Annotated in this window: 14 protein-coding genes; 6 read left to right on the forward strand and 8 right to left on the reverse strand. The window is 55.0% G+C overall.

What is annotated here, in order from left to right:
* Positions 1–70: 70 nt before the first annotated feature.
* The 3 genes from yeiB to NR177_RS04795 all read right to left on the reverse strand — a co-directional run bounded on the left by yeiB (position 71) and on the right by NR177_RS04795 (position 3,200).
* On the reverse strand, positions 71–1,231 hold the full coding sequence (gene yeiB, locus NR177_RS04785; RefSeq protein WP_256852389.1) for a DUF418 domain-containing protein YeiB: 1,161 nt from the start codon (positions 1,229–1,231) through the stop codon (positions 71–73).
* A gap of 50 nt (positions 1,232–1,281) precedes the next feature.
* Positions 1,282–1,947: a GTP cyclohydrolase I FolE gene (gene folE, locus NR177_RS04790; protein WP_014594111.1), complete on the reverse strand. Its 666-nt coding sequence runs from the start codon at positions 1,945–1,947 to the stop codon at positions 1,282–1,284.
* 125 nt (positions 1,948–2,072) lie between these two features.
* Positions 2,073–3,200, reverse strand: coding sequence for a YbfB/YjiJ family MFS transporter (locus NR177_RS04795; RefSeq protein WP_256852390.1), 1,128 nt, complete (start codon positions 3,198–3,200; stop codon positions 2,073–2,075).
* 105 nt (positions 3,201–3,305) lie between these two features.
* On the opposite strand from NR177_RS04795, the gene NR177_RS04800 reads away from it, so the two are divergent.
* The 3 genes from NR177_RS04800 to fghA all read left to right on the forward strand — a co-directional run bounded on the left by NR177_RS04800 (position 3,306) and on the right by fghA (position 6,277).
* Complete coding sequence (locus NR177_RS04800) at positions 3,306–4,217, forward strand: LysR family transcriptional regulator (RefSeq protein WP_063880214.1); 912 nt, start codon at positions 3,306–3,308, stop codon at positions 4,215–4,217.
* Between the two features lie 78 nt (positions 4,218–4,295).
* Positions 4,296–5,420 carry an S-(hydroxymethyl)glutathione dehydrogenase/class III alcohol dehydrogenase gene (locus NR177_RS04805; protein ID WP_063880215.1) on the forward strand — a complete coding sequence of 375 codons (1,125 nt, stop codon included), beginning with the start codon at positions 4,296–4,298 and terminating at the stop codon, positions 5,418–5,420.
* Between the two features lie 11 nt (positions 5,421–5,431).
* Positions 5,432–6,277 (forward strand): S-formylglutathione hydrolase, encoded by an 846-nt coding sequence (fghA, locus tag NR177_RS04810; protein ID WP_096010841.1) that lies wholly within the window; start codon positions 5,432–5,434, stop codon positions 6,275–6,277.
* Between the two features lie 36 nt (positions 6,278–6,313).
* Here fghA and NR177_RS04815 read toward each other — a convergent pair whose 3' ends face one another.
* The 5 genes from NR177_RS04815 to NR177_RS04835 form a co-directional block, all read right to left on the reverse strand.
* Positions 6,314–7,102, reverse strand: a complete 789-nt coding sequence (locus NR177_RS04815; protein WP_145394161.1) for an ABC transporter ATP-binding protein — start codon at positions 7,100–7,102, stop codon at positions 6,314–6,316.
* Complete coding sequence (locus NR177_RS04820) at positions 7,102–8,178, reverse strand: iron ABC transporter permease (RefSeq protein WP_156506681.1); 1,077 nt, start codon at positions 8,176–8,178, stop codon at positions 7,102–7,104. The genes NR177_RS04815 and NR177_RS04820 overlap by 1 nt, the downstream gene beginning before the upstream one ends.
* Positions 8,179–8,312: 134 nt before the next feature.
* Positions 8,313–9,785: an amino acid permease gene (locus tag NR177_RS04825; protein ID WP_256852391.1), complete on the reverse strand. Its 1,473-nt coding sequence runs from the start codon at positions 9,783–9,785 to the stop codon at positions 8,313–8,315.
* Positions 9,786–9,970: 185 nt separating this feature from the next.
* Complete coding sequence (gene yieE / locus NR177_RS04830) at positions 9,971–10,837, reverse strand: DNA-binding transcriptional regulator YeiE (RefSeq protein ID WP_063880219.1); 867 nt, start codon at positions 10,835–10,837, stop codon at positions 9,971–9,973.
* Between the two features lie 17 nt (positions 10,838–10,854).
* Complete coding sequence (locus NR177_RS04835; RefSeq protein WP_063880220.1) at positions 10,855–11,220, reverse strand: YkvA family protein; 366 nt, start codon at positions 11,218–11,220, stop codon at positions 10,855–10,857.
* A 102-nt stretch (positions 11,221–11,322) separates the two neighbouring features.
* On the opposite strand from NR177_RS04835, the gene NR177_RS04840 reads away from it, so the two are divergent.
* From NR177_RS04840 to nfo, 3 genes are all read left to right on the forward strand, one after another.
* Positions 11,323–12,375 (forward strand): YeiH family protein, encoded by a 1,053-nt coding sequence (locus NR177_RS04840; protein ID WP_256852392.1) that lies wholly within the window; start codon positions 11,323–11,325, stop codon positions 12,373–12,375.
* A 181-nt stretch (positions 12,376–12,556) separates the two neighbouring features.
* Complete coding sequence (locus NR177_RS04845; protein WP_256852396.1) at positions 12,557–13,480, forward strand: Rpn family recombination-promoting nuclease/putative transposase; 924 nt, start codon at positions 12,557–12,559, stop codon at positions 13,478–13,480.
* Positions 13,481–13,711: 231 nt separating this feature from the next.
* Positions 13,712–14,554 carry a deoxyribonuclease IV gene (gene nfo, locus NR177_RS04850; protein WP_063880223.1) on the forward strand — a complete coding sequence of 281 codons (843 nt, stop codon included), beginning with the start codon at positions 13,712–13,714 and terminating at the stop codon, positions 14,552–14,554.
* The last annotated feature ends 93 nt before the right edge of the window (positions 14,555–14,647 follow it).

The raw sequence follows: 14,647 nt of genomic DNA on the forward strand, positions 1-14,647 counted from the left end.
TGCAGCGTGAATTACGTCACATCAATGAAAACGGTTACATACAATTCTGTAACCTTTGTGATGGCGGTCATTATCTTTCAGAAGGGGAAGTGGATGAGGTGCCTGCCGTAATCTGCGTCAGACGACGCCAGCCCCATTCCATTGGGCCCTGCGGGAAATAGCGCAACCACAGCACAGAAAACAGCAGGTTAACGCACCAGATGGCCGGTACCAGCATAACCAGCTGTAGCCGTGAGAAATGCATAAATAAACCGAAGCGGTAAAACAGCGTGGTGCATATCAGGGATTGCAACAGATAGTTGCTGAGCGCCATCCTGCCCACGCAGCGGATGGCATAGCTCAGCCGCCAGCGTTGGAGAGAAGGCCAAAAGCCGAAACATAATGCGACATAGCCAAGACTGATCAATGGACTGGCCAGGTCACGCGGCAGTTGCAGAAAAAAAGCGCTCCAGCGGTAATCCCAGTCGACCCACCACTGTGCGGCAACACCGACAGTAGCGATCAGTAACCCCAACGGCAATAACATTGCGGCTACGCGCCGGTAGTGGTGCACCGGAAAGGCGCCTTTCAGCCAGCCACAGCGCACCAGAGCAGCACCCAGCATCATCAATCCGGCCAGTTGCCAGCCATACTGCGCCACCAGCGCCATCAGGCCTGAGGAAAGGTGGTCCAGACGAATCTGCACGGCCGCGAGGCCGCCCGTCAGCTTCCAGAACTGTTCATACTGAATCCCGGCGGCACCCGGCAGCCACGATGGCGAAGGTTCAGGGCTGGAGATAAGCCCGAACACCAGCAATACGGCACATCCCATTAGATAGAGCAGGACGCCCGTGTTAATGAGCCCCCGCGTTGAAGGTACATCACGCAACATACGCCAGGTGATCAGCCCGATAATGCCGTAATCCAGTAAAATATCCCCTTCCCAGATAAAGACACTGTGAATAAATCCCAGCACCACTAACAAGGATAAACGGGCACTCAGCCAGCGACTGCCGCGTGACAGCTGCATTTGCAGTCCTGCGCCAAACAGCAGAGCGAAAAGCGTCAGGAATTTGAGCTGGGCAAAGATGTCGGAAATGGCCCATGTCCAGGCATCAGAGAGCGTGACGCTGCCTTGCCAGGCGGGATTGAGATACGCGGCGGAAGGTAAACCAAAGCCAATAATGTTTAACACCAGAATGCCGAGAATGGCACAGCCCCGAATGAAATCCAGCACGAGGTAGCGTTGCATGTGGAATCCTGAAGTATCAGGCAGACGACAGCCGCGCCCGCCTGTCAGCTTTAGTTATGACGTACCGCGCGCAGAAATTCCTGACGGGTGTTTTGGCTGGATTTAAACAGGCCGCCCAGCGAGGTCGTCGTGGTCGCGCTGGTTGCATCCTTCACGCCGCGCGCTTTGACACAATAGTGAACGGCATCAATCGAGACGGCAACGTTGTTGGTGCCCAACAGCGTCTGCAGCGCCAGCAGGACCTGCTGGGTTAAACGCTCCTGCACCTGAGGCCGCTGTGCGAAAAACTGTACGATACGGTTGATCTTTGATAAGCCAATCACTTTATCTTTGGGGATGTAGGCAACCGTCGCTTTCCCATCGATAATCACAAAGTGATGTTCGCAGGTGCTGGTCAGCGTAATGTCGCGAACCGTGACCATCTCATCCACTTTCATCTTGTTTTCAATGAGGGTGATTTTGGGGAAGTTGGCATAATCGAGACCGGAAAAGACCTCATCGACATACATTTTGGCGATGCGGTGCGGGGTTTCCATCAGGCTGTCATCTTCAAGATCCAGATTCAGCAGCTGCATGATTTCCGTCATATGGCCTGCAATCAGGCTCTTACGCGTTTCATCGTCTATTTCACGCGTGGGTGCACGCAGCGGCGTTTCCAGTCCACGCGCCAGCAGCGCTTCGTGGACCAGTGCAGCTTCCTGACTTAAGGTACTCATCTTACTCTTCTCCGGCAGGTGTTGCGCCCGCCGTTTGTTGCCAGCGGGTCATATTACTGAGCGCGTATTGTGAAACTTTCTGTGCAGGTAATCCAGCAATCAATCTGATTGGGGATGAAAGCTTTTCATGCTGCCCGTCGCCAGACCAGCAACCCTGCCCATATCAGGCTGGCACCGGCGCCCCACAAGGCAGGCTCCAGGCGATGTAAGAACAGCGTTGAAAGCGAGGAAAGCATCGGCCCTGCTAACTGCCCAATCGCATATCCGGTTGTCAGCAGCCCGGCCATGTAACGCATATGTTGCGGTGCCAGCTCACGGGCGCAGAGCAGCGACAGCTGCACCACGCACAGAAAGCCCCCGCCGACCAGCAGCGCGCCTGTTAGCAGGCCGCTGAATCCAGGGAGCAGCGCCGCCGCCAGCACGCCCAACGCCTGCGCCCACAGCACCACGGCTAAGCGGGCATGGCTGCTGCCTGTCCGGCGAGTGGCAATGCCTAACACAATACCCACAACTGCCGCCCCGCCGAATACCGGCCAGACGAACTGGGCCGTGGCACTGCCAGGGAAACGCGCCGCCGCCATCTGTGAAAGAAAGGTTGCTGGCAAAATATAGCCAAAGCCGGCCAGACTGTAACTCAGAACCAGTCGCTTCAGGTTGCGGGTCAGAACCAGCGGTTGCGGGGCCTGTTCGGGCCGATGCAGTTCACCCGCGCGCGGCAGGTTGCGGCTGATAAGCGCGACCAGTACCGCTGCCAGCGCTGCATAAACCGACCAGGCCAGTGCTGCACTGACCTGTAAACTGTGTAGCGCCACGGCCAACAGGCCGCTGACAAAAATGCCTGCGCCCGGCCCGGCAAACACCGCTGCCGACAGGCCGGGACGGCCATGGTGGTGCAGCTGCTCGTTGCTCCACGCCGCGACCAGCACCATCGCCCAGCCGCTGGCCCAACCAATAACAAAGCGGATCACCCCATGCCATCCAGGCCCGTCAGCCAGTGCTGACAACGCCGTCAGTACAACGGTGCCCCATATTCCCAGTTGCAGACGCAGCTCAACGCGTTGGTGCGCGCGCATGGCATCAAAAGATCCACACAGATAACCCAGGTAGTTTAACGCCGCCACCAGACTGGCGCTGGTGAGGGTTAACTGATGTTCCTGGATCATCAAGGGCACCTGGGGGGTAAAGGTAAAGCGCCCTATTCCCATAGCCACAAACAAGGTTAAAAATGCACTTATCGCCACGCGAAACGCCATCTGGTACCTCAGTTTTTGCGTTGAAACTTGCTTATAGCATGAACGATGCTTAAACTCACAAAAAGTGAATAATCTTAAGCAACTTGTTTACGGTAAGAGAACACTATGGATTTAGTTCAGTTACGTATGTTCTGTTCCGTGGCAGAGAGCGGTTCCCTGGCCCGTGCGGCAGAACACTTGCATCGGGTACCGTCCAATCTCACCACGCGCCTGCGCCAGTTGGAAGAGGAATTGGGGGTGGATCTGTTTATTCGCGAAAAACAACGCATCCGGTTATCGCCTATGGGCCATAATTTCCTTAATTACGCACAGCGTATTCTGGCGTTGAGTGATGAAGCATTAAGTATGACCCGGGCGGGTAAGCCTGGCGGTAACTTCGCGCTTGGCTCCATGGAGAGCACGGCGGCGACGCGCCTGCCCGGCCTTCTTGCTGCCTACCATCAACGTTTTCCTGCGGTCGCCTTATCGCTGATCACCGGCACCTCGGGAGAAATTATCGATCGGGTGCGCGAAGGCACCCTGGCGGCAGCCCTGGTCGATGGGCCGGTTCAACACGACGATCTCAATGGCTGCATTGCCTTTCGCGAGGAAATGGTTTTAATCACCGACCTTGACCATATCCCGGTGACCTGCGCACGGGACACCCAGGAGGATACCTTGTTTGCGTTTCGTAACAGCTGCTCCTACCGGGTTAAACTTGAAGCATGGTATCGCGACAGTCAGGCGGCACCTAACACGGTGATGGAGATTCAGTCCTATCACGCCATGCTGGCCTGCGTGGCGGGCGGTGCTGGCGTTGCCATGATACCGGCGTCGGTCCTGAAACAGATGCCAGACCGCGCCCGTGTGCAGGTACACAGCCTTCCGGCTGAATACCGCGACACCGCCACCTGGCTGATGTGGCGACGCGATGCCTTCACGCCCAACGTTGAGGCGCTGAAGTACCTTATTATCGAACAATTTCACGATCGTCCGCTCAATGATGAGCTGATGCATCCATTGCACGCAGCGGAATAGTGTTTCCGCGCTATTTTTAACTTATCACGACCATCCAGACGCCATGTCGCGTCACAATCTGACTGTAAGAGGGATTGCATGAACATGATCAAAACCCGCGCCGCCGTAGCCTGGGCCGCAGGCGAACCGCTGAAAATCGAAGAAGTGGATTTAATGCCGCCGCAGAAAGGGGAAGTGCTGGTGCGTATCGTTGCGACCGGCGTCTGTCATACCGATGCTTACACGCTGTCTGGCAGCGATCCCGAAGGCGTGTTTCCGGCCATTCTGGGTCACGAAGGCGGTGGCGTTGTTGAAGCGGTGGGCGAAGGCGTGACCAGCGTTGAAGTGGGCGATCACGTGATCCCGCTTTACACGCCAGAATGCGGCAAATGTAAGTTCTGCCTGTCCGGTAAAACCAACCTGTGTCAGGCCATTCGTACCACGCAAGGCAAAGGTCTGATGCCTGACGGTACTACGCGTTTCTTCAAAGACGGCAAGCCCATTTTCCACTACATGGGTACCTCCACCTTCTCTGAATACACTGTCGTGCCTGAAATCTCCCTGGCAAAAATCAGTAAAGAAGCCCCGCTGGAAGAAGTGTGCCTGCTGGGCTGCGGTGTGACCACCGGCATGGGTGCGGTGATGAATACGGCTAAGGTTAAAGAAGGCGATACCGTTGCCATCTTTGGTCTGGGCGGTATTGGACTGTCTGCAATCATCGGCGCGAAAATGGCCAAAGCCGGTCGCATTATTGGTATTGATATCAACACCAGCAAGTTCGATCTGGCCCGTAAGCTGGGCGCGACCGATCTGATTAACCCGAAAGATTATGACAAACCCATTCAGGATGTGATTGTTGAACTCACCGACGGCGGGGTGGATTTCTCATTTGAATGTATCGGTAACGTCAACGTCATGCGCTCTGCCCTTGAGTGCTGTCATAAAGGCTGGGGTGAGTCGGTGATCATTGGGGTAGCGGGTGCGGGTCAGGAAATTTCGACGCGTCCGTTCCAACTGGTTACTGGTCGTGTCTGGCGTGGCTCTGCCTTTGGTGGCGTAAAAGGCCGCTCACAGTTGCCTGGTATTGTGCAGGATTATCTGGACGGCAAATTTGCCCTGAATGATTTCATCACGCACACCATGCCGCTGGAAGAGATTAATGACGCCTTTGATTTAATGCATGATGGAAAATCGATCCGCTCCGTCGTGCATTTTAATAAGTAATCGGGGGCGCTATGACATCTACTCTGGAGCTGCTGGAAGAGCATCGAATTTTTGGCGGCTGGCAGCAGCGCTGGCGTCATCAGTCACAGGTGCTGAACTGCCCGATGACGTTCAGTATCTATTTGCCAGGCCCGCGCGGTGAGTCCCCACCGCCGGTGGTGTGGTTTCTGGCGGGGCTGACCTGCAATGATGAAAACTTCACCACCAAGGCAGGCGCACAGCGTGTTGCCGCCGAGCTGGGTCTGGTGTTAATCATGCCAGATACCAGCCCACGCGGTGAGCAGGTCGCCAATGACGAGGGCTATGATCTGGGTCAGGGCGCGGGCTTTTACCTTAATGCCACGCAACAACCCTGGGCAAGCCACTATCGTATGTTCGACTACCTCAGTGAAGAGCTGCCCGCAGTGGTCGCCGATAACTTTAAAGTCAGTGAACGTCAGTCAATCATGGGGCACTCCATGGGCGGACATGGCGCACTGATGCTGGCATTACGTCTGGGCAATCGCTTTGCGTCTGCCTCGGCGTTTGCGCCTATCGTCAACCCGTGCGACGTTCCCTGGGGTCAGAAAGCATTCACGGCCTATCTGGGAGAAGATCGCCAGGCCTGGCGCGCGTATGACAGCTGTCAGTTGATGCATAACGTTCAGCATCGCCTGCCGTTGTTGATCGATCAGGGCGACAGCGATCAGTTCCTGGCCGATCAACTCCAGCCGGAGCGCTTAGAAGCGATTGCCCAGGAGATGGGCTTTCCATTAACACTGCGTATCCAGCCTGGCTACGATCACAGTTACTTCTTCATTGCCAGTTTTGTCGAAGATCACCTGCGCTTCCATGCGCAACACCTGTTGGTAGGGTGATATAAAAAAGGGGATTGCCTGAGCAATCCCCTGATTCTACGCCAGCCCTTCCTGGACCAGCCCGTCAATCATGACCTGCGGTGTTCCTCGCGAACAGTGCTCAATGCGGCCCTGCACGCCGTAAACCTGCGCCAGCGTCGCGGGTGTGATGACGTGATCCGGCGCGCCTTCAGCAATGAGTTTGCCCTCTTTGAGCATCAACGCATGCTGAGCGTGGCGCAAGGCGATATTGATGTCGTGCACCACCACCACCGTAACCATATTGCGCAGCGCGGTTTCGCGCCGGACCAAATCCATCACGTGGAACTGGTAATTTAAATCCAGCGCGCTGAGCGGTTCATCCAACAGCAGCAGCGCAGGCCGACGAATAAGCGACTGCGCCAGGCCAACCAACTGTTTTTGTCCGCCAGACAGCTGGTCGAGATAACGCATGGCCAGATGAGCGATGCCCAACTGCTCCAGCAGCACCATCACGTCCGCTTCGCTGGCGGCACTGTGTAATCCACTAGAGGCACGCTGCGCCACAATAATGGACTCCAGCACGTGCAGGTGAACACCCGCCGGCAGGGATTGGGGTAGATAAACCACCTGCCTGGCACGGCGCGCGAAAGGCTGAGTCATCAGGTCTTCCCCGTTTAGCCACAGTTCGCCCTGCCCTTTATTCAGCCCGGCCAGTGCACGCAGCAGCGTTGATTTGCCGCAGCCGTTCGGTCCAAGCAATACCGTAATCTCGCCACGCGGCAAACGCGCGACATTCAGGTTTTCAATCACCCGACGTTTAGGGTAACCGGTGGTGAAACCGCCCAGGCTTAAACCTTGTTCCATCACACATTCCCCCGATGGCGCAGAATAATACTCAGGAAGAACGGCACACCAATCAGCGAAGTGACAATGCCGACCGGAATGATCGCGCCAGGGATCAGGTTCTTCGACGCCACGGAAGCCAGCGACAGCACCAGTGCACCGGTAAGTGCGCTGGCAGGCAAATAAAAGCGATGATCTTCACCAAACATAATGCGTGCAATATGGGGTGCGACCAGGCCAATAAAGCCAATGGGGCCAACGAAAGCCACCGCCAGTGCGGAAAGCACGCTGATACGCAGCAGAGTCGCCAGGCGCAAGCGACGCACATCGATACCAAAACTGATCGCCCTGTCTTCCCCCAGCCGCAGCGCGGTGAGCTTCCAGCTACTGAGCATGGAGAAAGGAACCAGCACCGCAAAGGCTGCACTCAGTACGCCCAGTTTTTCCCAGGACGCGCGCGCCAGGCTGCCCATGGTCCAGAACACCAGTCCCTGCAGCGTATCTTCACTGGCGATAAACTGCATCATCGAAACCAGTGCATTGAAGGTAAACACCAGGGCGATACCAAACAGCACCACACCTGACGAGGACACCTGGGTCCAGCGTGTAATCCCGTCCAGCATTAATGCGGCGAACAGGGCAAACAGAAACGCGTTAGCTGAAATAAACCACTGTCCGGAAATACCGGGAATACCCACGCCCAGAATAATGGCCAGCGCGGCACCAAACGCGGCCGCAGAGGACACGCCCAGCGTGAAGGGGCTGGCAAGGGGATTATTCAGGATGGTTTGCATTTCCGCCCCGGCCAGGCCGAGCGCCAGGCCGACAACAATGGCCATTAATGCATAGGGTAAGCGGATATCCCAGACGATCACGCGTGTACCCGCATCAACGCTCTCGGGAGACAGCAGTGTGTGCCACAGCACGGATAAAGAAAGCCCTGCCGGACCGAGCGTAAAATCGAGAATGAGTGAGGCGAGTATTGCTGTCAGCAGCGCGCCCAGCCAGAACAGGCGGCGGCGCACAACCTGATGATAGTTTGTCAGTGTGTGCTGATGGCCCTCTTCAGCACCGATCAACGAGGATTCCGTTGTCATGATTCAACCCAGTAATGGCTCCAAAATTAAAATCGCAGCCACAATAGTGCAGGTGATAATAATTATCAATTCATCGAATGTTAACAGTGATGACGTAAGGTAAAAAGCGCACGGCTTTCACCGTGCGCTTCTGGTCATTTCTCGTCTTGATGGAGAGGGAATTCCATCTCACTGTATTTGATAATGCGACCGCCCCGCACCAGCCTGTAACCCAGCCAGATAAGCAGAAACAGCGGTAGACCAATATAGGTGGTTGCCACACCATACCAGTCAATTCTGTCCTGCAGGAACGCCTGATAATTCTGCCCTAAGGTGATCATCAGACAGAGGATAAAGGCAAAAATGGGACCGACAGGAAAGAAGCCCGAACGGTAAGGCAATGCATTAAGATCCCGCCCTTGCGCCACATAACCACGACGGAAACGATAGTGGCTGATCGCAATCCCCAGCCAGGCGATAAAACCGGTCATGCCGGAGGTATTCAACAGCCAGAGATAGACTTCCTGATTGCCAAATTTCGAGGTCAAAAAACACAGGCCCGCCACCACCGTGGTCGCCCACAGGGCATTTCGCGGTACACCGCCTTTTGACAGTCGGGCAAAAATACGCGGCGCTTTGCCTTCACGAGCCAGGTTATAAAGCATTCGCGTTGAGGCGTACATTCCGGAGTTACCGGCGGACAATACCGCCGTTAAAATCACCGCATTCATCACCGCCGCCGCCGACAGCAGACCGGCATTTTTGAACACCAGCGTAAACGGACTGACGCTGATATCTTTAATTTCATTGTGCAGCAGCTGCGGATCGGTATAAGGCAGAATCAGGCTGATAATCAGGATAGCCAGCACATAGAACAGCAGAATACGCCAGAACACCTGACGCACCGCGCGCGGGATATTCTTAGCGGGATCTTCTGATTCACCCGCCGCGATACCGATCAACTCGGTGCCCTGGAATGAGAAACCGACAATCATCGCCACACCGATCATCGAGGCAAACCCACCCGCAAAGGGCGCGTCCCCCACCTGCCAGTTATGCCAGCCCGCATTTTCAGCGCCGCGCATAATGCCGACAATCATCAGCACGCCGACCACGATAAAGATCACCACGGTGACAACCTTGATCAGCGAGAACCAGTATTCCGTTTCGCCAAAGCCCTTCACCGAGATGTAATTAATCAGGAACATCAGGCTCAGGAACAGAGCGCTCCAGATCCAGCCTGGCGTATCCGGGAACCAGTAATTCATGACCAGTTGGGAGGCCACCAGATCGACAGCAATCGTAACCGCCCAGTTGTACCAGTAGTTCCAGCCCAGCGCGAAACCGAAGCCTTCTTCGACATATTTTGCACCATAGGTAGCAAAAGAGCCCGATACCGGCATAAACGCCGCCAGTTCACCCAGGCTGGTCATCAGGAAGTAGACCATCAAGCCAATTAAGGCATAGGAGAGTAACGCGCCGCCGGGGCCAGCTTGAGAGATGGTGGCTCCCGATGCGACAAAGAGACCTGTACCAATTGAACCGCCGATGGCGATCATGGTGAGGTGACGTGCTTTTAGATCGCGTCGTAACGCAGGTTGTTGTGTTGTATTTGAGTCATTATGCATGTGTAAACATTACGCTGGGTAAAAATAAGGCGCGATTGTAGCAGCAAAGGCCGTGCTGTATAGCGAATGCTATACAGTTATAAGTTACCTTCATGATTCACGGGAAATTATTAGCGGCGATGCCTGTTTCCCTGAATTTCAAGGGGTTGAACCGCTGATTTCACCACCAGATTGGCTCTCTGCGTTTATTCACGGCAGTAGGACAAAAACCGCGTCAGGGCCTTTGAGATGTGTTTTTGCCGATGATGAATGCGATAAAGCGTACGCGTCAGATTGGGCAACGGCGTATTCAGTTCGATAAGCGTTCCGGCGCTCAGTTGATCGGCGATGACGCGGCGGGACAAACAGCTAATGCCCATACCGTGCCGGACGGCATGTTTGATCGCTTCAGAATTCCCCAGTTCCATACCGAGCTGGAACGTCGGTAAATGGGACAATAAGAGATAATCAACGATTTCACGGGTGCCTGAACCGCGTTCGCGGAGAATCCAGGTGGCATCGGCCAGGGTTGTCAGTGTGACCGGCTGCTGCAAAATCGGGGCATCGGGCGCGGCAAATACCACCAGCTCATCTTCAAGCCAGGGCTCACTCACCAGTTCCGTCATATGACACGGGCCTTCTATTAACCCCACGTCTACTCGAAAATCAGAGACGGCCGTGATCACGTCCTGACTGTTTCCGACGCTGAGCTCTAAAGGCAAGGTCGGGAAATCACGGCGGTAGCCGGCAATCATCCCGGGCAGCAGGTAATTCCCTATCGTACTGCTGGCATAAATACGAATCGCACCGTTATCTTCTTTAAATAACTGTTCGATTTCTGTGGCCTGTTCAAGCAGCCCCACGGCGCGGGGATAGAGTAACCGGCCATGCTCGTTCAGTACCAGCCGCTTGCCGACGCGATCGAAAAGCTGAACGCCAAGTTGATTTTCCAGATCGGCGAGGGCCGCGCTGACGGCTGACTGAGACAAAGCCAGCACCTGGGAAGCCTGGGTGGTGGAACCGCTTTTCAGCACTTCGGTGAAAACTTCAATTTGCCGCAGTGTAATGTGCATGGGAACTCCTGAATGACTTAACGCTGTACAAGGTAAATGATCAAGGCTATCCACAGCAGGAACACCACCGCCAGCACGCTGAACACTTTTTTACCGCGTACGCGTTGTTGCCGGGCACGCTCCGCGCTGCTGTCACGCACCGCCTTCGGCAGCATTTTCAGCAACACCATGACACCCGTGGGAATGATCACCGCATCATCCAGTAGTCCCACCACCGGGATTACATCAGGAATCAAATCAATGGGGCTGATACCGTATGCCATGAGTCCTACCGCCAGGCCTTTACACCACAGCGGCGTTCGCGGATCGCGACAGGCATAGACGAGCGTTAAAACATCTCTTTTGATAAGCGTAATGAAACGCCCCAGTCGTGCGAACAGCATAAACCCTGCCTTATCACTTATAGCGGTAGATTATAAATATATAATCAATTTCACTTTTAACAAACCTGGCGTGATGATGCGTACTCAACCAGGAGCGTAATCATGGCCGACATCAGCATTTCTAAATCTCATCCCGTGCAGCAATGGCTGCCGGGCCTGTTGTTATGCGGTACGATTGCCGCCGTCACCGCCCTGCTGGCTCAGGTGCCGGCCGTCACGCATCTGGGGCTGGGTTCATTAACCCTGGCCATTATGCTCGGCATCATTATCGGTAACACGGTGTATTCACCCGTGGCCGGTCAATGTGATGCAGGGGTGCTGCTGGCAAAACAAAAATTGCTCAGGTTGGGCGTCATTCTGTTCGGATTCCGCATCACCTTACAGCAAGTTACGGATGTCGGCCTGAGCGGCGTACTCATTGATGTTTTGACGCTCAGCAGCACATTTTTTATGACCTGTCTGCTGGGAAGACGTCTGCTGAAGCTGGATCGTGACACCGTGTGGTTAATCGGTGCAGGCAGCAGTATTTGTGGCGCAGCGGCCGTGCTGGCCACGGAGCCGGTCTTAAAAGCGGCCCCGTCAAAGGTGGCGGTCGCCGTGGCAACCGTGGTGCTGTTTGGCACCCTGGCAATCTTTATTTATCCCCTACTGTGGCCACTGGTTCATCATCTTTTCCCCACGGTGAGTCTTACCCAGTTTGGTGTGTTTACCGGTTCAACGATCCACGAAGTGGCTCAGGTGGTTGCCGCCGGGCACAGTATTGCGCCAGAAACCGAAAGCAGTGCGGTGATTGCGAAAATGCTACGGGTGATGATGCTGGCCCCCTTTTTACTGTTGCTGAGCGGTGTGCTTCGACGTGAACAGGCAACACAGCACAGGGCGCAGCCCATCACCTTTCCATGGTTTGCGTTGCTATTCGTCGCTGTCGCCCTGTTCAATTCTCTGCACTGGTTGCCTGCCGGCTGGGTTAACGCACTCAACATCGTCGGCGGGATACTGTTGACCATGGCCATGGCGGCTCTGGGTTTAACCACTCGCTTTACTGCCCTGCGCGCGGCCGGATTTAAGCCCGTGCTGTTGGGGGCGCTGGTATTCGGCTGGCTGATTGTTGGCGGCGGCAGTATTAATCTGCTGGTTCAACATTTTATGGCGTGAGCGCGCGAACATGGCAGTCTCTGACCGGCTCGACGCCGAGCCGGTTATCCCGGTGCTTCGGCGCGGGCTTGACACAATGGCGACGGTTTTGCGAGACATGCCGAACATTACCCTGCCGCTGTTAGGTGAACGTTGCTGGCTGCTTTATTTTACGCCGATGGATGTTTACGAGCCGGGACTCATGAAGATAAAAAATACCACGCCTACGCCTCACGATGCTCTGTTTCGGCAGTTTCTGACACAGCCAGACATTGCCCGGGATTTTATGGCGATCCATCTGCCGCCATCGTTACGCGTGCTCTGCGATCTTTCTACTCTGCAACTGGAATCAGGTTCGTTTGTCGAAGATGACCTGCGGCAGTACTTCAGCGATGTGCTGTACAGCCTCAAAACCTCATCCGGCAAAGGCTATATCCATGTGCTTATCGAGCATCAGTCAGGTCCGGATAAACACATGGCTTTTAGATTGATGCGCTATGCGGTTGCCGCTATGCACCGTCACCTGCAGGCCGGGCATAAAACACTGCCGTTGGTTATCCCAATGATGTTCTACACCGGTAAACGCAGCCCGTATCCGTATTCCCTCTGCTGGCTGGATGAATTTGCCAACCCAGACATCGCGCGGGCGCTGTATACAACGGCTTTCCCGTTGGTTGACGTGACGATTATCCCGGACGACGAGATTGCGCGCCATCGCAGCATGGCCGCTTTAACATTGCTGCAGAAGCATATCCACCAGCGTAACCTGACGGCGCTGATGGACAGGCTGGTCACCCTTCTCCTGAACGAATATCTCTCTTCATCGCAGGTAATATCGCTGGTAAACTACATGATACAGGCGGGCGAAGCGTCGGATGCGCACGCCTTTGTTCATAAGCTGGCACAGCGGGTGCCGCAACACGGAGAGGCTCTGATGACCATTGCAGAACAGCTGGAACAAAAAGGCATCGAAAAAGGCATTGTAAAAGGCAGGAAGGAAGAAGCGCTGAAGATTGCCCAGACCATGTTAAATAACGGTCTTGACCGCCCTACCGTGATCAAAATGACCGGCCTGACCGAAGAGGAGTTAGCGAAACTCCGCCACTCATCCTCTGCCTTCTTCTGACTTCTGACAGACATGCGCGGTGGGGCAACGGCTGATTTCCCCTTGCCCAATCCCCTCTCTGAGCGCGTTCTCGCGTTAACAGCTGTCAGGAATGCGCGCTTCCCAGCCCGGCTGTTCTCCCGGTCTAAACCGCTCCTGACCTGGCTAAAAATTTCCTGCGCACCGCGCTTTGCCATCGCGCCATCGTGTATCATGCCGTTAAATCTGAGTTAAATCCTTCAGGAGAACGGCATGAAGTATATTGGCGCGCACGTCAGCGCATCGGGTGGCGTGGATCAGGCGGTGATCCGCGCCCATGAACTGGAAGCCACGGCTTTTGCGCTGTTCACTAAAAATCAGCGTCAGTGGAAAGCGGCCCCGCTGTCAGATGACACGATTGCGGCCTTCCGCGCTGCCTGCGAGAAATACCAGTTTGCGCCGGGCCAGATTCTGCCGCATGACAGCTATTTGATCAATCTGGGTCATCCCGTCATGGAAGCATTACAAAAATCCCGCGATGCGTTTCTTGATGAGATGCAACGCGCCGAACAGCTGGGTCTGACGCTGTTGAATTTTCATCCGGGCAGCCATCTACAGCAGATCGATGAACTGAGCTGTTTAAAACGCATCGCTGAGTCAATCAATATCGCCCTGGATCAAACCCACAGCGTCACCGCCGTTATCGAAAATACCGCCGGTCAGGGCAGCAATCTGGGCTTCCGCTTTGAGCACCTGGCAACCATTATTGAACATGTTGAAGACAAATCCCGCGTAGGGGTTTGCATTGATACCTGCCATGCTTTTGCGGGCGGTTACGATCTGTGCAGCGAAGCCGCCTGCACCGAAACCTTTGCTGAATTCGATCGCATTGTGGGTTTTAACTATCTTCGCGGGATGCACCTGAACGATGCCAAGAGCACGCTGGGCAGCCGGGTTGACCGTCATCACAGCCTGGGTGAGGGGAATATCGGTAAAACCGTGTTTAGCTGGATCATGAAAGATGCGCGTTTTGATGGCATCCCGCTGATTCTGGAAACCATTAATCCGGATATCTGGAAAGATGAAATCGCCTGGCTCAAGTCAGAGCAACGTTAAAAAAAAGGAGCCTTGCGGCTAATGCTGGTCACTTAAGGTGACCAGCCTTTTTTTTATCGGCATATTTCCGGGATCTTATTCGCAGCTCCCGCG

The organism is Pantoea sp. Fr+CA_20 (genome assembly GCF_024520835.1).
GTDB classification, from domain to species: domain Bacteria; phylum Pseudomonadota; class Gammaproteobacteria; order Enterobacterales; family Enterobacteriaceae; genus Pantoea; species Pantoea allii.

Bases quoted from the DNA above. Each gene is read 5' to 3' on its own strand.
- yeiB (WP_256852389.1), bottom strand. From the start codon at position 1,231: ATGCAACGCTACCTCGTGCTGGATTTCATTCGGGGCTGTGCCATTCTC.
- folE (WP_014594111.1), bottom strand. From the start codon at position 1,947: ATGAGTACCTTAAGTCAGGAAGCTGCACTGGTCCACGAAGCGCTGCTG.
- NR177_RS04795 (WP_256852390.1), bottom strand. From the start codon at position 3,200: ATGGCGTTTCGCGTGGCGATAAGTGCATTTTTAACCTTGTTTGTGGCT.
- NR177_RS04800 (WP_063880214.1), top strand. From the start codon at position 3,306: ATGGATTTAGTTCAGTTACGTATGTTCTGTTCCGTGGCAGAGAGCGGT.
- NR177_RS04805 (WP_063880215.1), top strand. From the start codon at position 4,296: ATGAACATGATCAAAACCCGCGCCGCCGTAGCCTGGGCCGCAGGCGAA.
- fghA (WP_096010841.1), top strand. From the start codon at position 5,432: ATGACATCTACTCTGGAGCTGCTGGAAGAGCATCGAATTTTTGGCGGC.
- NR177_RS04815 (WP_145394161.1), bottom strand. From the start codon at position 7,102: ATGGAACAAGGTTTAAGCCTGGGCGGTTTCACCACCGGTTACCCTAAA.
- NR177_RS04820 (WP_156506681.1), bottom strand. From the start codon at position 8,178: ATGACAACGGAATCCTCGTTGATCGGTGCTGAAGAGGGCCATCAGCAC.
- NR177_RS04825 (WP_256852391.1), bottom strand. From the start codon at position 9,785: ATGCATAATGACTCAAATACAACACAACAACCTGCGTTACGACGCGAT.
- yieE (WP_063880219.1), bottom strand. From the start codon at position 10,837: ATGCACATTACACTGCGGCAAATTGAAGTTTTCACCGAAGTGCTGAAA.
- NR177_RS04835 (WP_063880220.1), bottom strand. From the start codon at position 11,220: ATGCTGTTCGCACGACTGGGGCGTTTCATTACGCTTATCAAAAGAGAT.
- NR177_RS04840 (WP_256852392.1), top strand. From the start codon at position 11,323: ATGGCCGACATCAGCATTTCTAAATCTCATCCCGTGCAGCAATGGCTG.
- NR177_RS04845 (WP_256852396.1), top strand. From the start codon at position 12,557: ATGAAGATAAAAAATACCACGCCTACGCCTCACGATGCTCTGTTTCGG.
- nfo (WP_063880223.1), top strand. From the start codon at position 13,712: ATGAAGTATATTGGCGCGCACGTCAGCGCATCGGGTGGCGTGGATCAG.